We start from the raw sequence: 26646 nt of genomic DNA, 5'->3' as shown, positions 1-26646 counted from the left end.
CCCCTCTCCCTGTGCGCTCGGCTCCTCGCCCCCGGCGCTACGGGTCGGCGGTGCCGCGGTCCGGTTCACCTCTCCGCGGAGAGCGACAGCGGCAGGTCGTCCAGCGGCTGGTCGGTGAAGAACCGCAGCAGCAGATCGGTGAACTCGTCCGGGGGTTCCAGCGGAATCATGTGACCCGCCGCTTCCATGACGGCCACGCGAGCGCCGGGCAGCGCGGCCGCCATCTCCCGGCCGTGGCCCGGCGAGGAGAAGCGGTCGTGCTCATCGTGGACGAACAGGGTCTCGACGGGCGGCGGCACCGGGACCGGGTCGTACAGCGGATGCCGCAGCAGCCGTTCGGTGTTCTTCACGAACCGGTCGGCCTGACCCGGTGTCATCTGCTCGAACTGCCGCTCCAGCAGCCGGTACACCGCACCGCGGCGGCGGATCAGCGCCCGGTCGGCGAGCGGCGCGAACAACTCGGCGGCGCGCCGCGCGAACTCGTGATGGTCATTGCCGCGCAGCAGTTCCACACCGGAGCTGAACGACTCGCGGAGCTGCCGCGGCAGCGTCCGCCGCGTCCCGACGAGAGCCAGGCGAGCGACGCGGTCCGGGTGGCGCTGCGCGAAGCGGAGACCGATCACGCCCCCGTAGCAGGCGCCCATGACATTGGCCGTACGAACCCCGGTGGCGTCGAGGGTGTGCCCGACGGCGTCGGCGAGGAAGTCCATCCCGTACTGCGCCGGGAGAGCGTCGGCCCCGCCCCAGCCCGGCAGGTCCACCGTGACGACCGTGGCGATCCGCGCGAGCCGGGTCTCGTGCCTGGCCCAGGCGTACTTGTCCTGTGCGGCCCCGCCGAGGAGCAGGATCGGCACGGTACCGGGATGGGGCTGCCGCAGCACCCGGCAGTCGTACCGGAACCCGCCGAAGGACAGCCTGCTCAGCTCCGCCTCCGGCCGCCCGGGCCCGCACCGTTCATCGGCGGGCGGGCGCGCGGGGCGCGCGGTGTCGGCGGACTCGGACACGGGGCCGACGATCAAGAGATGCTCCAAGCCAAGGGGACAACTCCGGCGATCCGTACCCGGTTACCGCGACAAGCGCGGGGAACGTCACTCGTCCAGCCGCGTGCCGTCGGCCCGGCCGCCACTCGTTCGTGAGCAGACCGAAACCTCACCGCCACGGGCACGTTGAAGGAGCGACGGCCGGTCGGCGGCGCCACTGCCGACCGACGTGAGCGGGCAGGGCGGGAAGGGCCGGAGCAGCCCCCGGCCCTCCTGCCCCGCCCCCTGTGGCGCCCGTTCCTTCTTCCGGCGGGCGCCACAGGTGTGTCTACCGGTTCGGGGCCGTACGGGTTCCCGGGCGGGACTCGTGCCGCGGTGTACGTGCTCCGGGGCGTACCTGTGCCGGGCCGGCCGGCGGCGGGCGTCACGCCGTGGAGGTGTACGGCGACAGTTCCAGCAGGCGCGTACGGGCGGCCTGCAACCGGTGGGCGAGGATCTCCGCGACCGTACGCATGACGACCAGCCCCAGCGCCGGATCGTCCTCGCACAGCGATCGCACCTGCGCCCCGTCGAAGGCGTACGTCCTCACCGGGCTCAGGGCTTCGGCCCCGAAGTCCCATTGGTAGGGCGGGAACAGCCAGGACCAGCCGAGCAGATCGCCAGGACCGAGCGTGGCCACGGCCGCGCGGCGCCGGTCGGCCACGCGCAGATCGAGGGTGACCGCCCCGGAGCGGATGATCCAGAAGCCGGTCGCCCTTCCCCCCTCCCGGAAGATCTCGGCGTCCTGCGGGAAGGACACCTCCCGGGCGAGTTCCATCAGGCGGTCGCGGACGTCGACCGGAAGAGACCGCAGAAACCGGGGCGCAGTAGTCATGAGCGCGAGCCTCCTCGCCTCCGAAGCCACTGCCAGGGCCGCCGGGCGACGAGCACCTGGTTACCCCTATTGGACCCACGATCCTCCGCCGCCGCCATCCCGGCCCGCCGGATCCGGGCGGGCGCGGGGCGGCCGGGCCCGTACGGGGGCGGGCTCACGCCGGAATCAGGGCGGATGAAGGGAGCCCGGGTACGGGAATCGGCGGGGATCAGGCGCCGGCGTAGGTCCCGAAGCTCCAGAAGACGCCCTCGGGATCACGGACGGTGAAGCCGCGGGAGCCGTAGTCGGTGTCCTCCAGGCCCTGGACGACGACGGCTCCGGCGGCCGTCGCACGGGCGTAGGCGGCGTCGGGCTCGTCGGTGACCACGTAGACGGATCCGGTGCCCGGGGGCAGGGCGCAGATGACGCTGTCCTGGCGGATGCTGCCCAGCATGATGCCCGCGCCGTCGGGGCGGCGGAGCTCGGCGTGGACGACCTCGTCCTCGGTCTCACCGGTGTAGAGCGCCGTCGTCTCGAATCCGAGGGCCTCGGTGAGGAAGCGGATGGCGGCGCGGGCGTCCCGGTAGGTCAGGGTCGGCCACAGCGTGGTGGGGGTAGGCGGACGGGTGCGATGGCGTTCGAGCGTTTCGTCGGTCATACGGCCAGGATGCGCGGCGGGACGCGACCGTGGCTTGGACGAATGGGAACTCGGCAGGCCGGGAGACGGGCACGGGTTCCGTCGCGGCCGGACGGGCACGGGTTCCGTCGCGGGCCGGGAACGCGGGATTCCGTCGTGGCCGGGAGACGGGCACGGGCTCCGCGGCCGGTTCCCGCGGACCAGCGGCCGGTCCCCGCGGACCATCGGCCGGTCCCCGCGGACCATCGGCCGGTCCCCGCGGGCCAGCGGCCGCTCCCCGCGGGCCAAGAGGCACCTGCGTTCGCCGTATCAGGCGGCCTCGGGGCCGAACTCCACCGGCGGGAGATCCCCGGCGGCGAGCCAGGCCGAGGGCGGCATACCGGCCAGCTCGCGCCAGTCACGGGCCAGATGCGCCTGGTCGTAGTAGCCGCAGGCAACCGCCGTCTCGGTCAGCGTGGGCCGCACCGGACCGCTCAGCAGGCGCTTGGCGCGCTCGAAGCGGACGACCCGGGCGGCGTCCTTCGGCGTCAGCCCGAACTCGGCCGCGAAACGCGAGGTCAGGTGGCGGCGGCTCCACCCGACGTCGGCCGCGAGCGCGGCGATGCCGACAGCGCCTCCCGTGGCCCGTACGCGCCGCCAGGCCCGCTCGACCTCGGCAGCCGGGGCCGGCGCCTCGCCGCGGACCGCCCGCCCCAGCACCTCGTCGAGCACGGCGAACCGGCTCGCCCACGAGTTGCTCTCCGCCATCCGCTCCGCCAGCTCCCGGGCCGGAAGCGGCCCCAGCAGATCGGAGAGGTCGGCGACGGTGCGGGCGAGTCCGGCGGCGGGCAGCCCCAGCAGCCCACGGCACCCCAGCGGGGACAGTTCGAGCTGTACGCCGTACTGGTCGCCGTGGTGGGCGATGGCGACCGGCCGCGTGTCCAGCCCTCCGGCCAGCGCCTCGTACGCCGTGACGGGTGCCCCGGGGGCCCGGCCGACGCGTGTGGGCTCGTCGAGGCTGATGACCACCGTCAGCCAGGCCGACGGCAGGCCCACATGGATGCCCGGAGGGAACCCGAGGTAGCGATAGCCGAGATACCGCCGCACATATGGCCGCACCGCGGGCGCCGGAAGCCCGGCGGCGGCGTCGACGGTCGGCGGCGTTGCGGCCATGGCGTCAGCCTAGGACGGGGCACCGACAGACGCCGGGGGACGATTCGGCCCCCGGCCGGGACCGGCCCCGGTGCCCGTGTTCCGCTGGGAGGCCGCGGGGCGGGGTACGCGTCGTAGAGGAAGATCGTTCGACGTCCGGGACCGAGGACTGCCCGAGGAGCGGCCCGCATGGAGTGGTTCGGAGACACCGGTTACTGGTTCGGCAGGCTCGTCTTCCAGCGCTCGCTGGCGGCGCTCTACCTGGTCGCCTTCGTCGCCGCCGCCCTCCAGTTCCGCGCGCTGATCGGTGCCCGCGGGATCCTCCCGGTGCCGTCCTTCACCGCGCGTGTGCCGTTCCGGCAGTCGCCGAGCGTCTTCCACGTCCACTACTCGGACCGGTTCTTCGCCGTCCTCGCGTGGAGCGGCGCCACTCTCGGCGCCGCCCTGGTCGCCGGTGCGGGCGACGCCGTGCCGCTGTGGGCGTCGATGCTGCTGTGGTTCGCGCTCTGGCTGCTGTATCTGTCGATCGTCAACGTCGGCCAGACCTGGTACGGATTCGGCTGGGAGTCGCTGCTGCTGGAGGCGGGCTTCCTCGCCGTCTTCCTGGGCAACGACAGCACCGCCCCACCCGTCCTCGTGCTGTGGCTGCTGCGCTGGCTGGTCTTCCGCGTCGAGTTCGGCGCCGGACTGATCAAGATGCGGGGCGACCGCTGCTGGCGGGACCTGACCTGTCTCTATCACCACCACGAGACGCAGCCGATGCCCGGACCGCTGAGCTGGTACTTCCACCGTCTGCCGAAGCCGCTGCACCGCGTCGAGGTGGCCGCCAACCATGTGGCCCAACTCGTCGTCCCCGTCGCCCTGTTCACCCCGCAGCCGGTGGCGGGCATCGCCGCCGGGCTCATCATCGTCACCCAGCTCTGGCTGGTGGCGTCCGGGAACTTCGCGTGGCTGAACTGGGTGACCATCGTCCTGACGCTGCCCGCGATCGGCGGCGCGCCCACCGCCGACGCGCTCGGCCTGCCCTCACCGCCGGAGACCGCACCGGCGCCCGTGTGGTTCGAGGTACTGGTGATCGCGGCGGCCACACTGATCGTCGCGCTCAGCTACTGGCCCGCCCGCAACCTCCTCTCGCGCCGCCAGCAGATGAACCGCTCGTTCAATCCGCTCCATCTGGTCAACACCTACGGCGCGTTCGGGAGCATCAGCCGTACGCGCCGCGAGATCGTGGTGGAGGGGACCGACGAGCCGGAGGTCACACGGGACACGGTGTGGCGGCCGTACGAGTTCAAGGGCAAACCCGGCGACCCGGCGCGGCTGCCGCCGCAAGTGGCGCCGTACCACCTGCGCCTCGACTGGATGATGTGGTTCGCGGCGCTGTCGCCGTCCTACGCGCAGTCGTGGTTCCTGCCGTTCGTGGAACGGCTGCTGCGGGGCGACCGGGCGACGCTGAAGCTGCTGCGCCGCTCGCCGTTCCCCGACGAGCCGCCCACGCACATCCGCGCGCGGCTCTACCAGTACCGCTTCACGACGTGGCGGGAGCGGAGGGAGACGGGCACGTGGTGGCACCGGGAGCCGGTGGGCGACTTCCTCCCGCCCGTGGCCCTGGACCACGACGACCGCACCCCCGCGGGGCGCTGAGCGGACGCCCCGGGCCGGGCCCGCCCCTGAGGGACCCGCGCATCGTCCCGGCCCGCCTCAGGACGCGGGAGCGCCCCGACCCGCGCTCCGCCGTCGCGCCCGGCTCACGGCCACGGCGACGAACGCGGCCGGCGCGAGCAGCAGCCCGGCCCCCACGGTCGCCATCCAGGCGGGCACGCCCCCGACGGTGAGCAGTTCACCGTTCCACACCACGGTGCGGTACGGGGTGTCGCGATCCGCGCGGCGCAGTTCGTGATCCCCCGCGATGTCCCGCGGCTCCGGGAACCGCTGCGTCGTCGCCGTGAGGAAGGTCGTGCGCCCGGAGGCGAGTTCGCGCAGTGGCGTCTCTCCGACGCCGGGTCCGCGCTCCCCCGCACCGGGTCCGCTCTTCCCGGCATCGAGGCGTCCCGCCCACGTCACGGCGGGCGGGCGTCCGCCGATGGCACCGCGGGCCTCCATACGGTGCGGTGCGAGCACGAACAGCTCAAGGAACTGGGGGGTCTTGGCGAGCCGCGACAGCCGCATCGGATAGACGAGCCGGTCGGAGGCGAAGGTCAGGTGCAGCGGGTCCAGCTCCCCGCCGAGCGTGGGCCGTCCGGCGGACGAGGACGACCCGCCGCCGCCCTGCCCCTCCGCCGGTACGAGCCGGACGGCGACGTACTCCCACTTCTCCCGGACGTACGGTTCGAGCCCTTCGGCCAGCCGGTCGGACAGCTCGAAGCCGTTGTCCTCGAGCCAGCCGCTCAGGGCGTGGGGGTCCGTCGCGGTGAGCCGTGCGACCTCGAAGGGGCCCAGCCGCTCGCGTCCGACGACACCGACCGGTGGTGCGGACGCGCCCGCGGCACCGCCGGGTGCCGCTGCGGTGCCGTCGTGCCTGTCGAACGGCCAGTCGCCCTCACGCGGCCAGAAGTGGTGGCGGGTCCGCCGGACGGGCGCGGTGACGCGGCGCAGCTCCGTGAACAGCGCGCGGTCGCCCAGCCGGGCCGTGGCCCGGTGCGGCACGGGCATGATCCAGGCGGCTTCCGGCGCAGTGCCGTTGACCGTCAGGCTCATCACGATCTGTTCGGTACGGCCGTCCCAGACGACCGCCGAGGTCTCACGCTCCACCCCCAACCATGATTCGCCGTCCGTCACCATCGCGCCGCAGCCGCACGCGTAGGCCGGACGGATCAGGGAGCCGACCTGAGTGAGCATCAGCAGTACCGCCACCAGCAACGCCCGGCGCCACGCAGGCGGCGCCCCTCCCCCGATGCACCGCACCCGACCGTTCCCCCGTTGTCATCGCTGTCGTGCTCCCGCTCGCGCCCCGGCGGGGCCGCTCCCGCCACCCGGCGGACACAGCTTCCGACGATCACCACCGCGATCCGGTTCCACGCCGCGGGATCCCTCGGTACCGCCGGTCGGCTGAACACCCGTGACATCAGTGGCCGATCCGGGGACACGGGCTACGCGCAGCGACCACGGCAGCGAGCCGTGCCCCGAGAGAGGCGGTTACGACATGGCAGAGTTCCTCACCGACATCGAGACCATCAGGGAGCGGGCCCGCACCGAGATCGACAAGGGCCCGGTGACGGATGTGTACGGCGCCGACATCGACCGGGTGCTCCAGGTGCTCAACGAGGCGCTGGCCACCGAGATCGTCTGCACGCTGCGCTACAAGCGCCACTACTACACGGCCACAGGGCTGTACTCGGAGCCGGTGGCGGCCGAGTTCCTGGAGCACGCCCAGGAGGAGGAGCACCACGCCGACATGCTGGCCCAGCGCATCGTCCAGCTCGGCGGCGAACCGGACTTCAACCCCGAGACGCTGACGACCCGCGCGCACGCCGAGTACGACTCCAGCCCCGACCTCATCGAGATGATCAAGGAGGATCTGGTGGCCGAGCGCGTGGCGATCGCCGCGTACACCGAGATCGCCCAGTGGATCGGTGCGGGTGACCCGACCACGCGGCGCATCTTCGAGGACATCCTCGCGCAGGAGGAGGAGCACGCCGACGACATGCGGGCGCTGCTGGAGCGGATCCCCCGCGACAAGCCGGGCGTCTGACACCGGGGCACAGGGTCCGGCGGCCCGCGGGGCGGGCCGCACGACCGGACGGGGGCGGCGCGACCGGCGTCCACCGGTCGGCCCGCCCCGTCCCTCACATCCGCCGGCGGAAGGGGCGGAACGGGCCGCGCCTCATCCGCAGCAGCAACACGCCCCCGCACAGCGCCACGACCCCGGCCCCGCCGGCCAGCCACACCGCGCCGCCCCCGCCGGGCACATGAGCGGTCACGTCGTTCGCCATGCCGGCCTCCTCCGCACGGGGTGGGTGCACCGCGTGCGGAGCCGCCACGCTGGGCGGACTCTGCAGGCGGCCGACGGCGGAGACCCTCCCCGCGGAGGCGAACCCCCAGTCGAGCAGCGAACGGGCCTCCTCGTACACGGCGTTCGGGACGCCCGACTGGGGATTCATGACGGTGGCGACCAGCGTCCGCCCGCCCCGCTTCGCCGCGACGACCAGGGTGTTGCCCGCGTGGCTCGTGTAGCCGTTCTTGACGCCGATGAGCCCGCGGTACGGGTCGAGGCCGGGCGCCCCGGTCAGCAGGCGGTTGGTGTTCTGGATCTGGAAGTGGCGCTTCACCGTGCCGTTCGCCTTGCGCCCCTCGGGGAACTCGGCGACCTCGGTGGAGCTGTAGCGGACGAAGTCGGGGTTGGCGAGACCCGCGAGGGCGAAGAGGGACAGGTCGTACGCGGACGAGACCTGACCGGGGGCGTCGTACCCGTCGGCCGAGACCACGCGGGTGTCGTAGGCGCCCAACGCCTTTGCCTTGGCGCGCATTTGGGCGATCGTCTCGGTCATCGACCCGTTCATCGAGGCGAGGGCGGACACCGCGTCGTTACCCGAGCGCAGGAACACCCCGCGCCACAGATCGGAGACCCGGTACGACTTGCCGGGCTGGATGCCGACCTGGCTGCTGCCCGCGCCGAGGCCGGCGAGGTCGGCGTGGGTGACCTTGTGCAGCGCGGTCTGCGGCAGGTTCGGGAGCACCGTCACCGCGAAGAGGGTCTTGAGGGTGCTGGCCGGTGCGAGCCTGCGGTGCGCGTCCTTCGCGGCGAGCACCTGCCCCGTCCGGGCGTCGGAGACCATCCACGACAGGGACGAGAGCTCCGAGGGGATTTCCGGTGCGCCCTTGCCCGGCAGCACCTGGATCCCGGACCGGCTCAGCAGAGGGCCACCGACCGCGGCCGGCACGGCGTGGTGCTGTCCCTCGCCGTCCGCATGAGCCGGTGCCGCAGGACCGGCGACCACCAGACACGCGGCGGCGACCGCCGCCGCGCCGGCCCGCGTGTTCAGTCCAGACATCGTGTCCATATCCGCACGGTAGGAAGGGTTGACGGCGGGTGCCGCGTGTTCCTGCTCCATCCGGGGATCACCCGACGCACCGTCAGTTCTCTTGTCCCGTAAGAGAACTGACGGTTCTCGACGAGAGGACGGATCAGATCGGGGCGAGGAGCGGCCCCAGCCCCGAGGGCGTGGCGGAGTCCGCGACCCAGCGGACGGCACCGTCCAGCACCGAGGTGTGCGGCGAGTCGACGAGATGGACGGACATGCCCACAGTGCGGCTCAGGTGCTCGCACAGTCCGCCGAGCAGCGCCCCGCCTCCGGTCAGCACCAGACCGCGGCCGACGATGTCGTCCGCGACGCTCGCGGGGCAGCGACCGATGACGGCGCTCACGGATGAGGCGATCCGTCTGACCTCCGGGGCGACGATCCGCAGGAGGTCCCCTGCCGAGAGGATCGCGGTCTTGGGGAGGTCGTTGATGCGGTCCCGCCCGCGTACGTCCACGCATGTCGTCCGGCCCGTGGCGGCCGCACGGCTGAGGCGGATCTTGAGCTCCTCGGCCGCCTCGAAGCCGAGGGCGAGGGTGTGCTCCTGGTGGAGATAGTTGCGGAGCGCTTCGCAGAACGCGTCGCCGGCCGTGGTGATGGACTCGGCGGCGACGAGGTTGCCGAAGGCGAAGGCGGCGACCTCGGTCGTGCCCCCGCCGATGTCGACGACCATCGTCCCCGTCGCGTCCCACACGGGAACCCCGGCGCCGATGGCGGCCAGTGTCACCTTCGGCAGCAGGTGGACCGAGCGCGCGCCGGCGAACTCGAACGCCTCCTCGACGGCCCGCTGCTGTACCGCGGTCGCCTGTGCCGGGACGCCCGCCACGACGCGCGGAGGCAGCCAGGACCGCAGCCGGCCGCGCCTCTGCTGTCCGATGGCGTGCCAGAGCAGCCGGGTCGCGGCGTCGAAGTCGGTGATGACTCCGCGGCGGATGGGGGTGACGGTCTCGATGGCGGGGGGCGTACGGCCGGCCATCCGCTTGGCGGAGTCGCCGACGGCCACGATCTTGCCGGCCCGCGTGTCCACGGCCAGCATCGAGGCGCCCTGGAACGACGCCCCTCGGGGACCGCGCATCCGGGTGCAGGAGGTGCCGAGGTCGACGGCCAGATGGGTCGTGCCGAGAGCCTGAGGCAGAGGCATGGGGGGTCCTTTCGCCACTGGCGACGAGTTGTCGCTCCAGACTCGGTCCGCGGCCCGTGCCCACCCGTGCACCACCCGCCGCCCTCCCTCGAAAGAGTGTGACGATCCGCTCGTCGTATCCGCCGTCCAGCCGTCACCGGGTTTCACATCGGTACGCGATGTCTGGCCGGCCTCTTGGCCGGGACCCGCCGCGGACCGACACTGAAGCCATGACGCAGCGCGCGCAGCTCACGGGACTCCTGGACCGGCTGGCGATCGACGACCTGATCACGGGATACGCCCGTGCTGTCGACGACGGCGACTGGCCGGCCTACCGGGCGCTCTTCACCCCGGACGGCCGCGCCGACTACCGCGGGTCGGGCGGGATCGAGGGGCCGGCCGCCGGTGTCTCGGCGTGGCTGGAGGAGACCATGCGCCTCTTCCCCGTACGGCAGCATCTGATCGTCAACCGGCAGGTCCGTATCTCCAGCGTGGACGGCGAGGCCGGGGACAGTGCCGAGGTCCGGGCGGACTACATCAATCCGATGCGTCTGGACACGGCTCGTACGGACGGCGAGCGGGCGGACGCGGGCCATGCCCTCATGGCGCCGAACTTCACCTCGGGCGGCCGGTACACCTTCGGTCTGCGCCGCACGGACGCAGGATGGAAGGTGCACGAAGTCGTGGTGCACGAGAAGTGGCGCCGGGCCTCGGAAGACCTCGTACCGCACCCCCGCTGACGCCCCGTCGGGCCGCGCCCCAGCGGTTGCGGGGTCTCCCGCGCTCGCCCATAGATGGCATATGAGCGTGATCCACCGATGTGTGTCGATCGCGGCTGCCGCCGGGGCCGTCGCAGTGGCGCTCACCGCCGCGCAGGCCCTGGGGGACGCCGAACCCGGCGGCCCGGGTGCCGTGTCGGCCCCCGAGCCCGTCGACCCCGCCCCGGCACCCACCGCCGAGCAGCTGTCCTTCGACTTCGGCGACCAGGCCCTCACCCAGTCGATCGGCACCCCCCGCGCGGGGATCTGCTATCCCCTCGGCGACGGCTCGGCGACCGCCTTCCGGAACAACACCGAACTCAGCGCCGAACTCCACCCTTCCCCCGGCTGCGGCGGATCCCCGGGCACCACCCTGAAGCCGGGCGGGAAACGCACGGACGGGCCGCGCAGCGCGAGTGTGGTGTTCGGCGTCGCAGGCGCGGACCCGGCATCGCCCGGCACGGACTCATCCGCGCCCGCGAGATGACCGGCCGCCGTGCCACCGCGGCCCGGCGGCTGGGTCGATGACGTGTACGAGGGAGCGCCGGTGCGGGTGAGCGCGGAGCCCCGAAGGTGACCGGACCGCCCGGACGGCGTTGGTCGACTGTGACAACGATGCAGCTTCGACGGGTGACGGCTCGGCGCAGGACCCTGATCAGGCCGTCGGATGGTGAAATGGTTCCCCTGCTCGCGGACGCTCCGATCTACGCGGCTCTGGCCCGGAGCTGGGCGGCCGCGGGCAAGGCTGTGCCGGGGCAGTACGATCGCGAATGGATCAACCTGACGCGCCGGCCGGCCTGGCCCGACCGCTGAGCGGTGATGTACGGCCCGTGGCGTACGGCGCGCCGGGAACCGTCGGCCGTGCTCGCGCACGGCCGGGGTGACATTCACCCGCACCACAGGAGGGATTCATCGTGGCCACGACGCGCACCGCGCACACGGTCTGGGACGGCAATCTGCTGGAGGGCAAGGGCACCGTCTCCTTCGACTCCTCGGGGATCGGCGACCACCCGGTCTCCTGGCCCGCGCGCGCCGAGGAACCGAACGGGAAGACCAGCCCCGAGGAACTGATCGCGGGCGCCCACTCCGCCTGCTTCTCGATGGCCCTGTCGAACGGTCTCACCAAGGCCGGCACTCCCCCCACGCAGTTGCGGACGCAGGCCGAGGTCACGTTCCAGCCCGGCACCGGCATCACCGGCATCCACCTCACGGTGCAGGGTGAGGTACCGGGCCTCGACGAGGCGGCGTTCACCTCCGCCGCCGAGGACGCGAAGGCCAACTGCCCGGTGAGCCAGGCACTTTCGGGCACGACCATCACGCTTACCGCGAAGCTGGTCTGACACCCGGAGCCGGACCGGTCCGGGGCGGCACGGTCCGTGAGCCCCGTACGACGGTCCGGCCCGTAAGCCCCGTACGAACGGGGAGATCCGCGTGACGCGACAGGCGCCGCCGACCGGTGATCCGGCCGGCGGCGCCTGTGCGGGGGCGTCGCGCCTGCGCGCTCTCAGAGGCGGACGCCCTTGCTCGCCAGGTACGACACGGGGTCGATGTCCGAGCCGTACTTGGCCGTCTTGCGCACCTCGAAGTGCAGGTGCGGGCCGGATGACCGGCCGGTGTTGCCGGAGTAGCCGATCAGGGTTCCGGTCGCCACGCGCTTGCCGGGCTTGACGAGCACCTTCGAGAGGTGGGCGAAGAGGGTGTAGCGCCCGTCGTCCATGCGCATCAGGACCATCGTCCCGTAGTCGCCTCCGCTGCCGGCCTGCTTCACGACACCCGACCCGACGGAGCGGACCGGGGTACCGACCGGCACAGCGAGGTCCACGCCCGTGTGGTGCCCGGCGATCCAGTCGCCCGGGATGCCGTACGCGGCGGAGACCTCACCGGAGGTGATGGGCTTGGTCCAGGCGCCCTGCGGTCCTTCGAGCGGTTCGTCCGAGGTCTGCTCCGCGTCCTGCTCCTCGGTCTCCTGCTCCTCGGTGCCCTGCTCCTGCGCGCCCTCCTCCTCGTCCGTCTCCTCACCGGTGACGTCGGCGGGGTCCTCGGGGCCGGAGTCGTCCTCCATGCCGTAGCCGCCGACGTAGGGCAGCCCGTCGGGGAAGAGGTCGCGGACGGGGTCGTAGTCGTCCGCCTGGGATTCCGGCACCCAGGGGCTGTCGGGGAAGGCGTCCGTGGCGGTCACGCGGGCGTTCGCGGGCGGCGCCTGCCGCTCGGGGCCGAGCAACTGGTGCGCCGGGGGCGGCTCCTGGCTCCGCGCCCACGCCGTACCGGCGGCGGGCACGAGGCCGAGCGTCCCCGCGACACCACCGCACACGAGGAGTCGGCGGACGTAGCCGCGACGTGCGGTGCTGCGGCGGGTGCCGGGAGATTTTCGGCGACGTATGTCTACGGGGCTCACGGGGGTGTCCTTTCCGTACGGGGACGGGGTGGCCGGGTCCGCGGCGGGCCCGGCGGCGCCCCTCGCACGCCGCGGGCCTCCGGCCCCCGGACGACCGCTGGGGTCCGTGTCCGGGGGTCGGAGGCCGGCGACTGCGGAGGCCATGTGCTCGCGACTCAGACGGGGTTGCCGATCCGGCGGCGGACGGTGGCGTCCGGACCGGCCGGAACGACGGCCTGGGCGGCGGTCGGCGGACGCGATGCGGTACGCATGGAGACCTCCTCCGGCACGGCTGCTGGGGTGCCTCGCCGCGACGGGGCGGCGTCCGCGCCTGCCCCCATGCCACCCCGACACCCCGTCAAGCGCACGCGCCGCGACGGCGGGAGACGTCCCGCCAACGGAGCATCAGGTGTCCCGCGAATGCCGCAACGGCCCAGGTGACGAGCGCAACCGACGGCCCCGCGCAAAGACCGCCCCGGCGCCCCCCATCGGGTGAGCAGGTGCGCGTCGGAGGAGACGGGGCGAGAGGGCGGGCCGCGCGGGGCAGGGCGCAGGGCCGGGTGCTCCGCGCGGATGCGGTGCGATGCTGGAGAGATGGACGGCGCGGACGACACACGCGGCGCGGACGGCTCGTACGAGGAGTGGCACTCCCGGCCGACGGGAGCGGTGCTCTGGACGCGCACGGCCGACGACGGGCCGCACCGCGTCCTGCCCGACGGCTGCACCGACCTGATCTGGCTGGACGGCGAGCTGATCGTGGCGGGCCCCGATACGCACGGGTACGTACCCGCCGCCGTCCCCGGTGCGCACTACGCCGGTCTGCGCTTCCCGCCGGGCCGCGGCCCCGACTTCCTGGGCGTGCCGGCGGACGAGCTGCGCGATCTCCGGGTCCCGCTGGGCGCCATCTGGCCGGGCGCGCAGGTCCGGCGCCTGGCCGAAAGCGTGGCGGACGCGGCGGACCGTACCGCCGCGCTGGAGAGGATCGCCGTGGACCGGCTGGCGGAGACTCCGCGCCCCGACCCGCGCCTCGCGGTCGTGGTGGCGGGCCTGCGCGCGGGCGAGCCGGTGTCGGCGGTGGCCGCGGGCGCCGGGCTCGGAGAGCGCCAGCTCCACCGCCGCGCTCTGGCCGCCTTCGGCTACGGGCCGAAGACGCTCGCACGGGTGCTGCGGATGAACCGCGCGCTGGACCTGGCCCGTAGCGGGACGCCGTTCGCCGAGGTCGCGGTGGACACGGGGTACGCGGACCAGGCCCACCTCGCCCGTGAGGTCAAGGCCCTGGCCGGAGTGCCGCTGCGCGAACTGCTGGTCTAGGCCGTTCCGGAGCGGGACGGCACCGCCGGCCGGCGCCGGACGGGCGTTCGTCGCGGCACCGCGCCGGGGGCGGTCGTCCGCGTCACGGGACAGAGTGAGGGGTGTCGCGCCGCCGGGCCGGGCGCCGGTGTCCCGCACGCGCGCGCGGCGGCCAGCGGCGGACGCGGCCGTTACGGGTTCGGGGCAGCCGGCAGCGGGGCGAATAGGTCGACGCCGTTGCCGTCGGGATCGAGGACGGCGGCGTAACGCATCCCCCAGAACGCGTCCCAGGGCTTGAGGTGCCCCTCATGGCCCGCCTCCACGAGGGCGTCGTACGTCCGGTCGACATCGGCGGGACCGTCGCAGGCGAAGGCCAGCGAGACGCGTCCGCTGTCCCGCGGCGGTGTCCACGACGGGTCGAAGGAGCGGACGGTGTCCTCGGTGTCCCAGGCGATACGCAGCCCGCCGGGCAGTGCGGCCTCCACGTGCGGCTCGCTGTCGGCGTCGCTGGGGATGTCGAGGCCGAGCCGGCGGTAGAAGGCGAGCGATGCGGCCATGTCGGAGACGACGAGGCCGATGAGGTCGAATCGAGGTGCCATGACTCCACCGTAGGCAGCGGTCGGGCAGCGGTCTTGTACGAATCGGACGCCCCCGGCGATCAGCCGGACCGCCCCCTTCCCCGGCCACCGTCCGCGCGCGGTCTCCCCGGAGCCGAACCGCCGACGACGGCGGCGGGCATGTGAGCGGCAGCCGCCGGCGCGGCTGCCGCTCGGGAGGCGGAGAGGTCACCGGTGGGGTGGCCGGATGCCCTCCGCAGTGTCACGTCTCGCGGCCGGCCCTCATGGCCGCGCCCGCGATGATCAGGCCGAGGAGGCACACGACCGCGCCCACGACCACGTTGTTCCAGATCATCCCCGTGTCGGGGAAGCGGGTGACCACCCAGGGAGCAATGATCAGCCAAGCCCCCAGCGGGGCCAGAGTCCAGCCGAGCCCTCCTATCCTCTCCGGCACGGCGGCCAGTCCGACGGCCATCAGCGCGATGGCGATTCCGAGAACGAGGTTGTTGAGTGTCAGCTCGGGGCGGGCACTCGAGAAGTGCACCGTCCAGGGGGAGATGGCGCAGTAGACGCCTGCGAGGAACGCCAGTCCCTCGATGGCGGGCGCGCTCCGCCCTTCGAGCATGTGTGCGTACCGGTCCCGCATTTCGTGTACGTCCGGGTGCGTGGAGATGTCACCTGGGCGATGCGAGAGGTCGGCCATTCCTGCTCGCCTCCTTCGGTTCATACACCGTTGATTCGCGCAGTACCCGGTCAAGGGCAAGCAGTTCCATTGTGCTCTTTGGAGTGCTTTATCGGTAGATTCCGCTTCAAATACTTCGAACCTGCGCAGCACGGGGCCGGCTGAGGATCACAACCGACCGGTAGCGCGCCGCCGACCGGCCCGTACGGACACCTCCGGAACCGGCTCGGAACCGTCCCGGGCGGGGGCGCGTTCCGTGCCCAACAGGCGCGTACGGGGCGGGATCACGGCCATCGTCCCTGCCGTATGGGGGAAACTGAACCCATGTCTACTCCGCGCCGCGCCTGCCCCGTCTGCCGCCGTCAGATCGCCGTCGTCGGGGGCCGGCTGGCCCGGCACGACCCTCCGGGCCGGCGGACGGTCCTGGAGTTGATCTCGTGTCCGGGGTCGCGGCGCCTCACGCCGGTCGGCGACAGCCAGCCGCCGCTCATCGACCTCGACGCCCCGCCCTTCCCGGGCCAGATGCCGCTCTTCTGACCCCCGCCGGACAGCCGTCCTGGCTCCGAGGGCAGCGCGTACGGCCCGGTCCGGCCGCGCGTACGGCGCCCGCCCTCCCGGCGCGTCACTCCGCGCCGAAGCGCTTCAGCAGCTCGTCCTTGCCGAACATACGAGCCGTGTCCACGGCGGAGGGCGTGCCGGACCGCGGGTCCGCCCCGGCCGCGAGCAGCGCGTGGATCACCTCGTCCTCCCCCTTGAAGACCGCCCCGGCCAGCGGCGTCTGGCCGCGGTCATTGGTCCGGTCCGGGTCGGCGCCGCGGCTCAGCAGTGCCTCCACGACCTGCGCGTGACCGTGGTACGCGGCGAGCATGACGAGCGAGTCGCCCTTGTCGTTGGTGAGGTTCGCGGGGACCCCGGCATCGACGTAGGCGGCCAGGGCGGCGGCGTCGCCCGACCGCGCCAGGCCGAAGAGCTTCGTGGCCAGGTCGACGACCTCGGGGTCGATCCGGTCCTTGCCTTCACCGGTCTCCGGAGCACCCATCCGGCGATCCACCTCCCGCAATCCACGTGCACGTCCGGGTGATTCGTCAGCCTACTGCCGCGTCCCCGCACCGGACGGGACCACCTGCGGCGATGATCGGTTCCGCCCGGTACCACGGCCGCACGGGGGTCGGACCGATCGACCAACCGGGCCATTTCCATGACAAATCGCCCGTTTGCACCTTTCCCGTCCCGGATACATGCTGCGATTCTCAAGCCACTCATGGTGACGGAGAACGTCCCCCATCACTCAGGAGAACCGCATGATCCTGTCCATCTCCGGCGTCGTCCTGCTCGCCATCATCGTCTTCCTGTTCCTCAGGAAGGACGGGCTCAAGGCCTCGCACGCCGTCGTCTGCGCGCTCTTCGGCTTCTTCCTCGCGGGCACGGCCATCGCGCCCAGCATCAAGGCGGGCAGCGCGAGTCTCGCCAGCCTCCTGGGCGGCATCAAGTTCTAGGCCGCACGTTCCAGGCCGAACCCTCAGCCCGCGCCCTTCCGCCGCCGCGCATCCGCGCCGCAGCACGCCCGTAGCAGGCCCCCTCCTCAGGCATCAGGAGAACGACCGTGGCCCGGCGTCCACTGCCCCGCATCCTCACCGCCAGCGCGCCGATCGCCCGTGGACGCTCCTTCGCGCGCACGACGGCGGACAGCGTCACCGACGTCCTGCATCCCCTGATCGTCATCGGGCGGGGGATGCGCCGGCTCGCCGCCGCGGGCCGGCGCCGCTGGTCGGCGACGCCGAGCGAGCGGCGCGGCACCGCGTCCCTGACCGTGGTGGCCGGTGTCGTGGCCGTCGCCCTGCTGCCGTACGGGCCCATCGTGGCGCTGGTCGCGCTGATGGGCGCCGCGGCCTGGGCGGGCCACGACCGCACCCCGGCCGCGTCCGGCCCGGGTGAGCCCGAACTCCAGCGGCTGCGCGTGATCTACGAGGCCCTGGTCCCGTACTTCTCCACCTCCGACGACCCCAGCCCGCTCTACGCCCACGGCGCCGAGTGGCAACAGGCGCTGTCCGCCTACGAGTTCGACGAGGACGGACGACTGACACGCTGTCAGCTCGCCTACCCGCCCTACTTCACGGACGGCGAGCCCGAATCCCGCGCCCGTATCGAGCAGTTGCTGTACGCCAAGTGCGGGCGGGACCGCGAGTACCGGTTCGCGTGGGACGAGGAGGCCAACGAGCTGTCCCTGACCGTGCTGCCGCCGCTGCCCACCGACATCTGTGCCCAGCGCTTCGTCACGGCACCCGGGGAGACCGTGCTGGGCTTCACCGACGAGGGCGAAGTCCAGCGCACCGTCCCGGTGTCGGGCGCGGAGGAGCGGCGCGACGCCCCGCCCGTGGTGTGGCGGACCGGTCCGCGCTCCACCGAGCCGCACCTGCTCGCCCTCGGCCACAACGCAGCCGGTGTCACCACGCTGCTGCGTTCCATCGCCCTGCAGGCCCTCCCCCACGGCGACGTGCTGGTCGTGGACGGCAGCGGCGCGGGCGAGTACGCCTGCCTGATCGGGCGGCCCGGCGTCCTGGCCGTGGAGTGCGGTCCCGGTGGCGTCCTGGCATGCCTGGAGTGGGCCGCCAACGAGACCGAGCGCCGGCTGGTCTCCGCCAACCGCGCCCGCCAGGCCGGGCTTCCGGCACCCGACGACACGCGCCGCGCGCTGTGGATCCTGCTGGACCGGCCCGCCGCGCTCTCGCTCCTGGCGTCCGCCGAGGGCCGCCGGGATCCGCAGGAGCTGCTGCAGGTCCCGTTGCGCCACGGCCGTGCGGCCGGTGTCACCGTCGTCGTCGGTGAGCAACTCGACCACCTGGAGGCGCTGTCCGAGACCGTGCGCTCGCACACGCGGGCGCGCGTGGTCCTGGGGTCGGCGGATCCCGGGCAGGTGCGCGCCGCGCTGGGCGCTCCGCCGCACACCACACCGGTCCCCGGCATGCCGCCCGGTCGCGGTTACGCGCGTCTGGGTTCCGGCCCCGTCCACCGTCTCCAGGTGCCCGACACCCCGGACCCGTACGACGACAACGCCGACGAGGCGAACCGCCGCGCGGTGCTGGAGCTTCTCCCGGACCGTCCCGACACCGTTCCTCCCGCGGCCCGCCGGGCGGATGCCGGGGTGGACGCCTGCCCCCCGAATGGACCCACCCAGCGCGCGGACGCGGGCCCCCGGAGCACACGATGAGCCGGATGCAGGCCTTCACGGCCGTCCTCCACACCCCGAGAAGGCGGGAATTCAATGGCTGAGAACACCGGACAGGCTAAGTCCAAGAGATCGGCACTGGTCGGGGAACTCTGCGCCGAGTTCGCCGGGACCATGGTCCTGATCCTTTTCGGTTGCGGCGTGGTCGCGCAGGTGGTGGCGGGCGGTGCGCTGACGGATCCTCCGGGCGGCCTCGGCGACCACGACAGCATCGCCTGGGCGTGGGGCCTCGGTGTCACGCTGGGCATCTATGTCGCGGCGCGGCTCAGTGGCGCGCACATCAACCCGGCGGTCACCCTCTCCCTGGCGGCGTTCAAGGGCTTCCCGTGGAGCAAGGTGGCGCCCTACGCCCTCGCGCAGACGGCCGGCGCGTTCGTCGCCGCCCTGCTCGTGCGCTGGAACTACACCGAGGTGCTGGCAGGCGCCGACCCGGGGCACACGCTCAAGACCCAGATCGTCTTCTCCACGCTTCCCGGCAACGGAGGGCTGCCGGTGAGCGAGTGGGGCGCGTTCCGGGACCAGATCATCGGTACCGCGATCCTGGTGATGCTGGTCTTCGCGGTGACCGACCTCCTCAACACCCCGCCCGGCGCCAACCTCGCCCCCTTCATCATCGGTCTCGTCGTGGTGGCGATCGGTATGGCCTGGGGTACGGACGCCGGCTACGCGATCAACCCCGCCCGTGACTTCGGCCCGAGGCTGGCGAGTTTCATCACCGGCTATCACGATGCCTGGCGGGATCAATACGGAAATCTGTACTTCTGGGTGCCGATCGTCGCTCCGCTGATCGGCGGTCTGATCGGTGCCGCGTTCTACAAGTTCGTCATCGGCCGCTTCCTGACCGTGCCCCCGCCGCAGGAGCCGGGCCGGGTCCCCTCGCCCGAGGGCGAGCAGGTCTGACCCGACTGCCCGGCAGGGCCCAGGAAATCCCGTACGACCTTACGAGAGGCGGCAGCGATGCCAGAGTTCGTCGGTGCGGTGGACCAGGGAACCACCAGTACCCGTTTCATGATCTTCGATCACTCGGGCAACGAGGTGGCGAGGGATCAGCTGGAGCACCGTCAGATCCTGCCGCGCGCGGGATGGGTGGAGCACGACCCGGTGGAGATCTGGGAGCGCACCAACACGGTGATCCAGAACGCGCTGCGGAACGGCGGTCTGCAGGCCTCCGACCTGGTCGCGATCGGCATCACCAACCAGCGTGAGACCACCGTCATCTGGGACCCGCGGACGGGCCGCCCGTACCACAACGCCATCGTGTGGCAGGACACGCGGACGGACTCGATCGCGGCGGCCCTGGAGCGCGAGGGCAAGGGCGACGTCATCCGGAACAAGGCGGGTCTGCCCCCGGCCACGTACTTCTCCGGTGGCAAGATCAAGTGGATGCTGGAGAACGTCGACGGTCTGCGCGAGGCCGCGGAGTCCGGCAACGCCCTCTTCGGCACCACCGACTGCTGGGTGCTGTGGAATCTCACCGGCGGGCCCGACGGCGGCATCCACGCCACCGACGTGACCAACGCCAGCCGGACGATGCTGATGAACCTGGAGACCCTCGACTGGGACGACGAACTCCTGGGCTTCTTCGGTGTCCCGCGTGCCATGCTGCCGCGCATCAACCCCTCGGCGCACGCCGAGGCGTTCGGCCGGACGCGTTCCTCCCGGCCGCTGCGCACCGCCATCCCCATCGCCGGAGTGCTGGGCGACCAGCAGGCCGCGACGGTCGGCCAGGTCTGCTTCACGCCGGGCGAGGCGAAGAACACCTACGGCACCGGCAACTTCCTGCTGCTCAACACCGGTACGGAGCCGGTCCGTTCGCAGTCCGGGCTGCTGACCACCGTGGCCTACCAGTTCGACGGCAGCCCGGCCGTCTACGCGCTGGAGGGCTCGATGGCCGTCACCGGCGCGGCCGTTCAGTGGCTCCGCGACCAGTTGAAGATCATCGGCAACGCGGCGGAGAGCGAGAGCCTGGCGCGGTCGGTGGAGGACAACGGCGGTGTCTACTTCGTCCCGGCGTTCTCCGGCCTCTTCGCGCCGTACTGGCGGTCCGACGCGCGCGGCGCCATCGTCGGACTCACCCGCTACAACACCGGCGGCCACATCGCCCGGGCCACGCTGGAGGCCATCTGCTACCAGAGCCGCGACGTGGCCGACGCCATGGAGCGGGACTCCGGAGTACACCTCGACGTCCTCAAGGTGGACGGCGGTGTGACGGCCAACGACCTGTGCATGCAGATCCAGGCGAACGTCCTCGGCGTGCCGGTCAGCCGGCCGGTCGTCGCGGAGACCACCGCGCTCGGCGCCGCCTACGCGGCCGGGCTCGCCACCGGCTTCTGGCAGACCCAGGAGGAACTGCGGTCGCACTGGCAGGAGTCGAAGCGCTGGGAACCGGAGTGGAGCGAGGAGCAGCGCGCCGAGGGCTACGAGGGCTGGAAGCGCGCCATCGATCGCAGCCTCGACTGGGTGACGGTGAAATGACGCCCCGTCATCTGGCGTAGACGTCGCGACCGCCGCCGGTCGCCCGGGCCCAACGCCCGTGCGACCGGCGGCCGTTGTTCATGCAGGCCGGACGGCGGGCGTCAGGCCACCAGGCTGCGAGGCGTGTCCGCGGCGGCGGGCGCACCGGTCTCCACCAGGTGCACCGCGGCGGCGAGCCGGCCGGCCGCCGTCTCCGCCAGAGCGCCGCCGACGGTGAACGGCAGCCGGACGTACCCCTCGAAGGCCCCGTCGACGCCGAACCGCGGCCCGGACGGCACCCGGACGCCGAGCCGCTCCCCCGCCTCCGCGATCCGCGAGCCGGACAGCCCGCCGGTGCGGGCCCAGAGCGTGAGGCCGCCGCTGGGCACGGTGAACTCCCAGCCGGGCACATGGCGGCGGAGGGCGGCCACGAGGTCGTCCCGGTTCGCGCGTGCCTGCTCGCGGCGGATGTCACCGGCCGCGTCCCAGCCGCCGTCCCCCAACAGCCAGGTCACGGCGAGCTGTTCGAGGACGGGCGAGCCGAGGTCGGCGTAGGCGCGGGCGGCGACGAGGCTGCGGATGACATCGGGCGCGGCACGGACCCAGCCGATCCGCAAGCCCGCCCAGAACGCCTTGCTCGCCGAGCCGACGGTCACGACGGTGCTCCCGGCGGGGTCGAACGCCGAGACGGGGCGCGGCAGCCGGGTCTCCGGGTCCAGGCGCAGCTCGGACATGGTCTCGTCGGCGACCAGGACCGTGCCGGCCGCGCGGGCCGCGGCGACCAGCTCCCTCCGCTGCTCCTCGCTCGCCAGCGCCCCGGTGGGGTTGTGGAAGTCCGGCATCACGTACGCCATGCGCGGCGCCGCGTCCCGCAGCACCTGCCGCCAGGCCGGGATGTCCCACCCCGCGAGGCCGTCGGCCATGGCGACCGGGACGAGCCGGGCCCCGGCGTCCCGCATGAGCTGCAGCACATTGGCGTACGACGGTGCCTCCACGGCCACCCGCTCGCCGCGGCCCGCGAAGAGATGGCAGATGGCGGCGACGGCGCCCATCGCGCCGGTGGTCACCATGATCTGTTCGGGCATCGTCGGGATGCCGCGTGCGGTGTAGCGGTCGGCCAGGGCCTGGCGGAGGTCGGGGAGTCCGGCCGGGTAGTCGCCGTGGGTGCGGGCGTACGGCGGGAGGGTTTCGAGGGCGCCCTGGAAGGCCCGGCCGAGCCACGGCTCGGGGGCGGGCAGGGCCGCGCACCCGAGGTCGATCATCGACTCGGCCGCCTCGGGCGGAAGGGGGTCGAGTCCGCGGGTCGGCAGCGGGCTGCCTGCCGGGACTGCGGTCCAACTGCCCGCTCCCCGGCGCGACTCGAGGAATCCCTCGCCGCGCAGCGCCTCGTACGCGGACGCCACCGTCGTACGGCTGAGGGACAGCGCGCCGGCCAGCTCGCGCTCTGCGGGCAGGCGGGCCGCCACGGGAACCCGGCCTTCGAGCACGAGCAGGCGTACGCCGTCGGCGAGCGCGCGGTACGCGGGCGGCCGGCGGCCCGCTGCCGTCTCCCGCGCTGTCAGGGTCTGGGAGCGGAGCAGCCGGGCGAGCTGCGCGGCACCCACCGCCGAGGTCCAGTCACCCATCGCTTCGGTCCACCTTCCCGTAATTGGCCATGGAAGCAGTCCACTCCCGTGCCCCAGAGTGACATGGGTCAGGCCACTTTCACCACAGGGCTCCGCAAGGCACCGTGAGACATCCGCACCGCGGGGCGCAGCGCAGGGCACCGTGAGACATCCAGGGGAGGGACCGTTGTCGGCACAGAACCGGCCGCCCGAAGGCGGCGCGTCGCCGGAAGAGGTCAGGCCGCGCGGAGGGTGGCGGGCGCGGCGCGTACCCCGGCGCCTCGTCCAGCTCTACGCCGGTCTCGCGCTGTACGGAGCGAGCGCGGCGCTGCAGGTGGAGGCGGCGTTGGGGCTCGGCCCGTGGGACGTGCTCCACCAGGGGATCTCGGAGCGCACCGGACTGTCGATCGGCGTGGTGTCGATCATCGTCGGCGCGCTCGTCCTGCTGCTGTGGGTCCCGCTGCGCCAGCGCCCCGGCCTCGGCACGGTGTCCAACGTGGTCGTCGTCGGCGCCGCGATGGACGCCACGATGGCGCTGGTCCCCGATCCGCAGGCGCTCGCCGTCCGCATCCCGCTGCTCGTGGCCGCCATCGTGCTGAACGGCGTCGCGACCGGGTTCTACATCTCGGCGCGGTTCGGGCCCGGTCCGCGCGACGGCCTGATGACCGGCCTGCACCGGCGTACGGGCCGCTCCGTCCGCCTGGTCCGCACCGGCATCGAGGTCACCGTGCTCACCTCCGGCTTCCTGCTGGGCGGCTCGGTGGGCGTCGGCACGGTGGCGTACGCCCTGTGCATCGGCCCGCTCGCGCAGATCTTCCTGCGGGTGTTCACGATTCCGCTGCCCGAGGACCCGCCGTCGCCGGTGGTGGCTCGCAGCGGCCGGAGGCGGGGCGCGATACTGCGGCGGTGACCGCACCGCACCCCTTCCTCGACCACCCGGCCCCGATCCCCTTCGCCCACCGCGGCGGGGCGGCGGACGGCCTGGAGAACACGACGACCGCGTTCCGGCGCGCGACCGACGCCGGCTACCGCTATCTGGAGACGGACGTCCACGCCACGGCCGACGGCACGCTCGTGGCGTTCCACGACACGACCCTGGACCGGGTCACCGACGCGACGGGGCGGATCGCGGATCTGCCGTGGTCGGAGGTGCGGCAGGCGCGGGTGGCCGGGTCCGAGCCGGTGCCGCTCTTCGAGGAGCTGCTGGAGACGTTCCCCACCGCCCGCTGGAACGTCGACGTCAAGGCGGAGGCGGCGGTGGCGCCGCTGACGGAGCTGGTGCGGCGGACGGGCGCGTGGGACCGGGTGTGCGTCGGCTCGTTCTCGGAGGCGCGTGTGGTCCGCACGCTCCGGCTGGCCGGCCCGCGGCTGGCCACCTCGTACGGTTCCCGTGGTGTGGCCGCCCTGCGGCTGCGCTCGTACGGGCTCCCGGTCCCGCTGCGGCGGACCGGCGTCGCGATGCAGGTGCCCGAGCGCCAGGGGCGCGTCCGCGTGGTGGACCGGGCCTTCCTGCGCGCCGCGCACGCTCGGGGCCTCAAGGTGCACGTGTGGACGGTCAACGACGCCTCGCGGATGGAGGCGCTCCTCGACCTCGGCGTGGATGGCATCATGACCGATCGGATCGACACGCTGCGCACCGTACTGACCGATCGCGGGCTCTGGGCCTGACCCTCCTCCCCCGCACCCGGACCGAAGCTGTGCGGCCACGGGGAGGACGAGGGGACCGCATGGGGACCGACACCATCAGCGGCGAGGAGGCGGGCAGACCCGCCGCCGAGCGCCGGCGCGAGCAGCGCGGCTGGTACGTCTACGACTGGGCGGTCTCGGTCTACTCGACGAGCGTGGTCACGGTCTTCATCGGCCCCTACCTGACGGCGGTCGCGCGGGCCGCGGCGGACGCGGACGGCTATGTGCACCCGCTCGGACTGCCGGTCCGCGCGGGCTCGTTCTTCGCCTACGCGGTGTCGGCGTCGATCCTCCTGGCGGTGCTGGCGATGCCCCTGGCAGGCGCGATCGCCGACCGTACGGGCCGCAAGAAGCCGCTGCTGGCGATCTTCGCCTATCTGGGTGCGGGGGCCACGACGGGGATGTTCTTCCTCGACGGGGACCGCTATCTGCTGGGCGGCGTGCTGCTGATCGTGGCGAACGCCTCGCTGTCGGTCTCGATGGTGCTCTACAACGCGTATCTCCCGCAGATCGCCGAACCGGACGAGCGGGACGCGGTCTCCTCGCGCGGCTGGGCGCTGGGTTACGCGGCCGGCGCGCTGGTGCTGATCGCCGACCTCGTCCTGTACTCGGGACACGAGAGCTTCGGAGTGTCGGAGGGGACGGCGGTCCGGATCTGCCTGGCGACGGCGGGGCTGTGGTGGGGCGCGTTCGCGATCGTTCCGCTGCGCCGGCTGCGGGACCGGGCCGTGGTGCGCACGGGCGGCGAGAGCGCCTCGCTGGGCGGGGGCTGGCGGCAACTCCGGGCCACGCTGCGGGACATGCGCCGCTATCCGCTGACGCTGATGTTCCTGCTCGCGTATCTCGTCTACAACGACGGTGTGCAGACGGTCATTTCACAGGCGTCGGTCTACGGCTCGGAGGAGCTCCGCCTCGGTCAGACGACGCTGATCACCGCGATCCTGCTGGTGCAGGTGCTGGCGGTGGCGGGCGCGCTCGGAATGGGCCGGCTGGCCCGCCTCTACGGCGCGAAGCGCACCATTCTCGGCTCGCTCGCGGCCTGGACGCTGACGATCGGCACCGGATACTTCCTGCCGGCGGGCGAACCGGCGTGGTTCTTCGTCCTGGCGGCGGCGATCGGCATGGTGCTCGGCGGGAGCCAGGCGCTGTCGCGGTCGCTCTTCTCGCATCTCGTGCCGCGTGGCAAGGAGGCGGAGTACTTCTCGGCCTACGAGCTGAGCGATCGCGGGACGAGCTGGCTCGGGCCGCTGCTCTTCGGACTGACCTACCAGCTCACCGGCAGCTACCGGGATGCGATCATCTCGCTCGTACTGTTCTTCGCGGTGGGATTCGCCCTGCTCACACGGGTTCCGGTGCGGCGCGCGGTGGCCGCGGCGGGCAATCCCGTACCGGACCGGATCTAGGCACGATTTAGGGTCCGGGGCCGAAGGACGGTAGTGTACGCCCTTGGCTCACCGGATGGACCGTTACTGCACGCTGAAGAAGCGGAAGCGTTGGGTGACATCTGCTGCCAGATGTGACAAACCGGGCGCTGGTGGGTACAACAAGGGGCGGCACGACGGGCGACGCATGTCCCGGAACGGGAATCTTCACCGCCGACCGGACGTTGACCGGATGACGACGACAGCGACACCTGTCCTGTGGGCGACAAGCCCGGGAGGCACGATTCATGAGTGAGCGAGCTCTCCGCGGCACGCGCCTCGTGGTTACCAGCTACGAGACGGACCGTGGCATCGATCTGGCCCCGCGCCAGGCGGTGGAGTACGCATGCCCGAACGGCCATCGATTCGAGATGCCGTTCTCGGTAGAGGCGGAAATTCCGCCGGAGTGGGAGTGCAGGGCCTGCGGCGCCCAGGCACTCCTGGTTGATGGCGAGGGCCCTGAGGAGAAGAAGGGCAAGCCCGCGCGTACGCATTGGGACATGCTCATGGAGCGACGGACGCGTGAGGAGCTCGAGGAGGTGCTGGCCGAGAGGCTGGCGGTCCTGCGCTCCGGCGCCATGAACATTGCCGTGCATCCGCGCGACAACCGCAAGTCCGCCTAGCGCACCCGCGGCGCGGACCGCACAAGAGCACAGAGCGAGGCCGCGGGCTGGGGCGACACCGATGGTGTCCGCCGCAGCCCGCGGCCTCGTCGCGTATGCGGACGGGGCGGTGCGCAGCGCGGTGGCGAGCTTCGCCCGCCACCGCCCGGACCGGCCGAGGGCCCCGGGGATGCGGGGCGGTGGCCCGGACCCCCGGGGTGGGGCCTGACGACTCACCCCCGCGGAACCCGGCGGC

The 26646-nt window shown here is 72.8% G+C and carries 28 protein-coding genes; 16 read left to right on the top strand and 12 right to left on the bottom strand.

What is annotated here, in order from left to right; translation table 11 throughout:
- Positions 1-65: 65 nt before the first annotated feature.
- From ABZ822_RS18720 to ABZ822_RS18705, 4 genes are all read right to left on the bottom strand, one after another.
- Positions 66-1004 (bottom strand): alpha/beta hydrolase, encoded by a 939-nt coding sequence (locus ABZ822_RS18720; protein ID WP_360854694.1) that lies wholly within the window; start codon positions 1002-1004, stop codon positions 66-68.
- A gap of 400 nt (positions 1005-1404) precedes the next feature.
- Positions 1405-1854, bottom strand: coding sequence for a cyclic nucleotide-binding domain-containing protein (locus ABZ822_RS18715; RefSeq protein ID WP_360854691.1), 450 nt, complete (start codon positions 1852-1854; stop codon positions 1405-1407).
- Positions 1855-2062: 208 nt separating this feature from the next.
- The gene (locus ABZ822_RS18710; RefSeq protein ID WP_360854688.1) at positions 2063-2491 is read right to left on the bottom strand and encodes a VOC family protein; all 429 of its coding nucleotides are present in this window, start codon (positions 2489-2491) and stop codon (positions 2063-2065) included.
- Between the two features lie 288 nt (positions 2492-2779).
- The gene (locus tag ABZ822_RS18705; protein WP_360854685.1) at positions 2780-3622 is read right to left on the bottom strand and encodes a helix-turn-helix domain-containing protein; all 843 of its coding nucleotides are present in this window, start codon (positions 3620-3622) and stop codon (positions 2780-2782) included.
- Between the two features lie 168 nt (positions 3623-3790).
- Here ABZ822_RS18705 and ABZ822_RS18700 point away from each other — a divergent pair, with 168 nt between their 5' ends.
- The gene (locus ABZ822_RS18700; RefSeq protein WP_360854682.1) at positions 3791-5242 is read left to right on the top strand and encodes a lipase maturation factor family protein; all 1452 of its coding nucleotides are present in this window, start codon (positions 3791-3793) and stop codon (positions 5240-5242) included.
- Between the two features lie 57 nt (positions 5243-5299).
- Here ABZ822_RS18700 and ABZ822_RS18695 read toward each other — a convergent pair whose 3' ends face one another.
- Positions 5300-6442: a DUF2330 domain-containing protein gene (locus ABZ822_RS18695; RefSeq protein ID WP_360855094.1), complete on the bottom strand. Its 1143-nt coding sequence runs from the start codon at positions 6440-6442 to the stop codon at positions 5300-5302.
- 298 nt (positions 6443-6740) lie between these two features.
- Between ABZ822_RS18695 and ABZ822_RS18690 the strand changes: the two genes are divergently transcribed.
- Positions 6741-7289 (top strand): ferritin-like domain-containing protein, encoded by a 549-nt coding sequence (locus tag ABZ822_RS18690; RefSeq protein WP_360854679.1) that lies wholly within the window; start codon positions 6741-6743, stop codon positions 7287-7289.
- A 94-nt stretch (positions 7290-7383) separates the two neighbouring features.
- On the opposite strand, the gene ABZ822_RS18685 is transcribed toward ABZ822_RS18690, so the two are convergent.
- Together ABZ822_RS18685 and ABZ822_RS18680 are read right to left on the bottom strand one after the other, a co-directional pair.
- Positions 7384-8598 carry a D-alanyl-D-alanine carboxypeptidase gene (locus ABZ822_RS18685; RefSeq protein WP_360854676.1) on the bottom strand — a complete coding sequence of 405 codons (1215 nt, stop codon included), beginning with the start codon at positions 8596-8598 and terminating at the stop codon, positions 7384-7386.
- A gap of 124 nt (positions 8599-8722) precedes the next feature.
- Positions 8723-9757, bottom strand: coding sequence for a rod shape-determining protein (locus tag ABZ822_RS18680; protein WP_360854673.1), 1035 nt, complete (start codon positions 9755-9757; stop codon positions 8723-8725).
- Positions 9758-9966: 209 nt separating this feature from the next.
- On the opposite strand from ABZ822_RS18680, the gene ABZ822_RS18675 reads away from it, so the two are divergent.
- The 4 genes from ABZ822_RS18675 (at position 9967) to ABZ822_RS18660 (ending at position 11834) form a co-directional block, all read left to right on the top strand.
- Entirely contained in the window at positions 9967-10476 is a 510-nt protein-coding gene (locus ABZ822_RS18675) for a nuclear transport factor 2 family protein (protein ID WP_360854670.1), read from the top strand.
- 61 nt (positions 10477-10537) lie between these two features.
- Positions 10538-10981, top strand: coding sequence for a hypothetical protein (locus ABZ822_RS18670; RefSeq protein ID WP_360854667.1), 444 nt, complete (start codon positions 10538-10540; stop codon positions 10979-10981).
- Between the two features lie 188 nt (positions 10982-11169).
- A complete protein-coding gene (locus tag ABZ822_RS18665) occupies positions 11170-11307 on the top strand; it encodes a hypothetical protein (protein WP_360854664.1) in 138 nt (45 codons plus the stop codon).
- A gap of 101 nt (positions 11308-11408) precedes the next feature.
- Positions 11409-11834: an OsmC family protein gene (locus ABZ822_RS18660; RefSeq protein ID WP_360854661.1), complete on the top strand. Its 426-nt coding sequence runs from the start codon at positions 11409-11411 to the stop codon at positions 11832-11834.
- A gap of 164 nt (positions 11835-11998) precedes the next feature.
- Here ABZ822_RS18660 and ABZ822_RS18655 read toward each other — a convergent pair whose 3' ends face one another.
- Positions 11999-12772, bottom strand: coding sequence for a M23 family metallopeptidase (locus ABZ822_RS18655; RefSeq protein ID WP_360854658.1), 774 nt, complete (start codon positions 12770-12772; stop codon positions 11999-12001).
- Between the two features lie 690 nt (positions 12773-13462).
- Here ABZ822_RS18655 and ABZ822_RS18650 point away from each other — a divergent pair.
- Positions 13463-14179 (top strand): helix-turn-helix transcriptional regulator, encoded by a 717-nt coding sequence (locus ABZ822_RS18650; RefSeq protein ID WP_360854655.1) that lies wholly within the window; start codon positions 13463-13465, stop codon positions 14177-14179.
- 170 nt (positions 14180-14349) lie between these two features.
- Here ABZ822_RS18650 and ABZ822_RS18645 read toward each other — a convergent pair whose 3' ends face one another.
- Together ABZ822_RS18645 and ABZ822_RS18640 are read right to left on the bottom strand one after the other, a co-directional pair.
- The gene (locus ABZ822_RS18645; RefSeq protein ID WP_360854652.1) at positions 14350-14757 is read right to left on the bottom strand and encodes a VOC family protein; all 408 of its coding nucleotides are present in this window, start codon (positions 14755-14757) and stop codon (positions 14350-14352) included.
- Positions 14758-14977: 220 nt separating this feature from the next.
- On the bottom strand, positions 14978-15418 hold the full coding sequence (locus ABZ822_RS18640; RefSeq protein ID WP_360854649.1) for an SPW repeat protein: 441 nt from the start codon (positions 15416-15418) through the stop codon (positions 14978-14980).
- Between the two features lie 303 nt (positions 15419-15721).
- Here ABZ822_RS18640 and ABZ822_RS18635 point away from each other — a divergent pair, with 303 nt between their 5' ends.
- A complete protein-coding gene (locus ABZ822_RS18635) occupies positions 15722-15934 on the top strand; it encodes a hypothetical protein (protein ID WP_360854646.1) in 213 nt (70 codons plus the stop codon).
- Positions 15935-16019: 85 nt separating this feature from the next.
- Here ABZ822_RS18635 and ABZ822_RS18630 read toward each other — a convergent pair whose 3' ends face one another.
- Positions 16020-16436 (bottom strand): ankyrin repeat domain-containing protein, encoded by a 417-nt coding sequence (locus ABZ822_RS18630; RefSeq protein WP_360854643.1) that lies wholly within the window; start codon positions 16434-16436, stop codon positions 16020-16022.
- 262 nt (positions 16437-16698) lie between these two features.
- Here ABZ822_RS18630 and ABZ822_RS18625 point away from each other — a divergent pair, with 262 nt between their 5' ends.
- The 4 genes from ABZ822_RS18625 (at position 16699) to glpK (ending at position 21098) form a co-directional block, all read left to right on the top strand.
- Positions 16699-16893, top strand: a complete 195-nt coding sequence (locus ABZ822_RS18625) for a hypothetical protein (protein ID WP_360854640.1) — start codon at positions 16699-16701, stop codon at positions 16891-16893.
- Positions 16894-17000: 107 nt separating this feature from the next.
- Complete coding sequence (locus tag ABZ822_RS18620) at positions 17001-18605, top strand: hypothetical protein (RefSeq protein WP_360854637.1); 1605 nt, start codon at positions 17001-17003, stop codon at positions 18603-18605.
- A gap of 54 nt (positions 18606-18659) precedes the next feature.
- Positions 18660-19523 (top strand): MIP/aquaporin family protein, encoded by an 864-nt coding sequence (locus tag ABZ822_RS18615; protein WP_360854634.1) that lies wholly within the window; start codon positions 18660-18662, stop codon positions 19521-19523.
- A gap of 57 nt (positions 19524-19580) precedes the next feature.
- Positions 19581-21098 carry a glycerol kinase GlpK gene (gene glpK / locus ABZ822_RS18610; protein WP_360854631.1) on the top strand — a complete coding sequence of 506 codons (1518 nt, stop codon included), beginning with the start codon at positions 19581-19583 and terminating at the stop codon, positions 21096-21098.
- 101 nt (positions 21099-21199) lie between these two features.
- On the opposite strand, the gene ABZ822_RS18605 is transcribed toward glpK, so the two are convergent.
- Positions 21200-22702, bottom strand: coding sequence for a PLP-dependent aminotransferase family protein (locus tag ABZ822_RS18605; protein WP_360854628.1), 1503 nt, complete (start codon positions 22700-22702; stop codon positions 21200-21202).
- Positions 22703-22988: 286 nt separating this feature from the next.
- Here ABZ822_RS18605 and ABZ822_RS18600 point away from each other — a divergent pair, with 286 nt between their 5' ends.
- The 4 genes from ABZ822_RS18600 to ABZ822_RS18585 all read left to right on the top strand — a co-directional run bounded on the left by ABZ822_RS18600 (position 22989) and on the right by ABZ822_RS18585 (position 26411).
- Positions 22989-23591, top strand: a complete 603-nt coding sequence (locus ABZ822_RS18600; protein ID WP_360855091.1) for a hypothetical protein — start codon at positions 22989-22991, stop codon at positions 23589-23591.
- Complete coding sequence (locus ABZ822_RS18595; RefSeq protein WP_360854625.1) at positions 23588-24349, top strand: glycerophosphodiester phosphodiesterase; 762 nt, start codon at positions 23588-23590, stop codon at positions 24347-24349. The genes ABZ822_RS18600 and ABZ822_RS18595 overlap by 4 nt, the downstream gene beginning before the upstream one ends.
- Positions 24350-24378: 29 nt before the next feature.
- Complete coding sequence (locus tag ABZ822_RS18590; RefSeq protein ID WP_360854622.1) at positions 24379-25770, top strand: MFS transporter; 1392 nt, start codon at positions 24379-24381, stop codon at positions 25768-25770.
- A gap of 266 nt (positions 25771-26036) precedes the next feature.
- The gene (locus tag ABZ822_RS18585; protein ID WP_055472566.1) at positions 26037-26411 is read left to right on the top strand and encodes an RNA polymerase-binding protein RbpA; all 375 of its coding nucleotides are present in this window, start codon (positions 26037-26039) and stop codon (positions 26409-26411) included.
- Positions 26412-26646 lie beyond the last annotated feature (235 nt).

This window comes from Streptomyces sp. NPDC047108 (genome assembly GCF_040643575.1).
Classification (GTDB): Bacteria; Actinomycetota; Actinomycetes; order Streptomycetales; family Streptomycetaceae; genus Streptomyces.
Note: the sequence above shows the minus strand (reverse complement) of the source record. Positions and strands in the feature narration are given on the sequence as shown.

Bases quoted from the DNA above. Each gene is read 5' to 3' on its own strand.
- ABZ822_RS18625 (WP_360854640.1), top strand. From the start codon at position 16,699: ATGATCCTGTCCATCTCCGGCGTCGTCCTGCTCGCCATCATCGTCTTC.
- ABZ822_RS18630 (WP_360854643.1), bottom strand. From the start codon at position 16,436: ATGGGTGCTCCGGAGACCGGTGAAGGCAAGGACCGGATCGACCCCGAG.
- ABZ822_RS18635 (WP_360854646.1), top strand. From the start codon at position 15,722: ATGTCTACTCCGCGCCGCGCCTGCCCCGTCTGCCGCCGTCAGATCGCC.
- glpK (WP_360854631.1), top strand. From the start codon at position 19,581: ATGCCAGAGTTCGTCGGTGCGGTGGACCAGGGAACCACCAGTACCCGT.
- ABZ822_RS18715 (WP_360854691.1), bottom strand. From the start codon at position 1,854: ATGACTACTGCGCCCCGGTTTCTGCGGTCTCTTCCGGTCGACGTCCGC.
- ABZ822_RS18585 (WP_055472566.1), top strand. From the start codon at position 26,037: ATGAGTGAGCGAGCTCTCCGCGGCACGCGCCTCGTGGTTACCAGCTAC.
- ABZ822_RS18705 (WP_360854685.1), bottom strand. From the start codon at position 3,622: ATGGCCGCAACGCCGCCGACCGTCGACGCCGCCGCCGGGCTTCCGGCG.
- ABZ822_RS18650 (WP_360854655.1), top strand. From the start codon at position 13,463: ATGGACGGCGCGGACGACACACGCGGCGCGGACGGCTCGTACGAGGAG.
- ABZ822_RS18670 (WP_360854667.1), top strand. From the start codon at position 10,538: ATGAGCGTGATCCACCGATGTGTGTCGATCGCGGCTGCCGCCGGGGCC.
- ABZ822_RS18665 (WP_360854664.1), top strand. From the start codon at position 11,170: ATGGTTCCCCTGCTCGCGGACGCTCCGATCTACGCGGCTCTGGCCCGG.
- ABZ822_RS18710 (WP_360854688.1), bottom strand. From the start codon at position 2,491: ATGACCGACGAAACGCTCGAACGCCATCGCACCCGTCCGCCTACCCCC.
- ABZ822_RS18645 (WP_360854652.1), bottom strand. From the start codon at position 14,757: ATGGCACCTCGATTCGACCTCATCGGCCTCGTCGTCTCCGACATGGCC.
- ABZ822_RS18685 (WP_360854676.1), bottom strand. From the start codon at position 8,598: ATGGACACGATGTCTGGACTGAACACGCGGGCCGGCGCGGCGGCGGTC.
- ABZ822_RS18680 (WP_360854673.1), bottom strand. From the start codon at position 9,757: ATGCCTCTGCCTCAGGCTCTCGGCACGACCCATCTGGCCGTCGACCTC.
- ABZ822_RS18640 (WP_360854649.1), bottom strand. From the start codon at position 15,418: ATGGCCGACCTCTCGCATCGCCCAGGTGACATCTCCACGCACCCGGAC.
- ABZ822_RS18690 (WP_360854679.1), top strand. From the start codon at position 6,741: ATGGCAGAGTTCCTCACCGACATCGAGACCATCAGGGAGCGGGCCCGC.
- ABZ822_RS18700 (WP_360854682.1), top strand. From the start codon at position 3,791: ATGGAGTGGTTCGGAGACACCGGTTACTGGTTCGGCAGGCTCGTCTTC.
- ABZ822_RS18605 (WP_360854628.1), bottom strand. From the start codon at position 22,702: ATGGGTGACTGGACCTCGGCGGTGGGTGCCGCGCAGCTCGCCCGGCTG.
- ABZ822_RS18675 (WP_360854670.1), top strand. From the start codon at position 9,967: ATGACGCAGCGCGCGCAGCTCACGGGACTCCTGGACCGGCTGGCGATC.
- ABZ822_RS18615 (WP_360854634.1), top strand. From the start codon at position 18,660: ATGGCTGAGAACACCGGACAGGCTAAGTCCAAGAGATCGGCACTGGTC.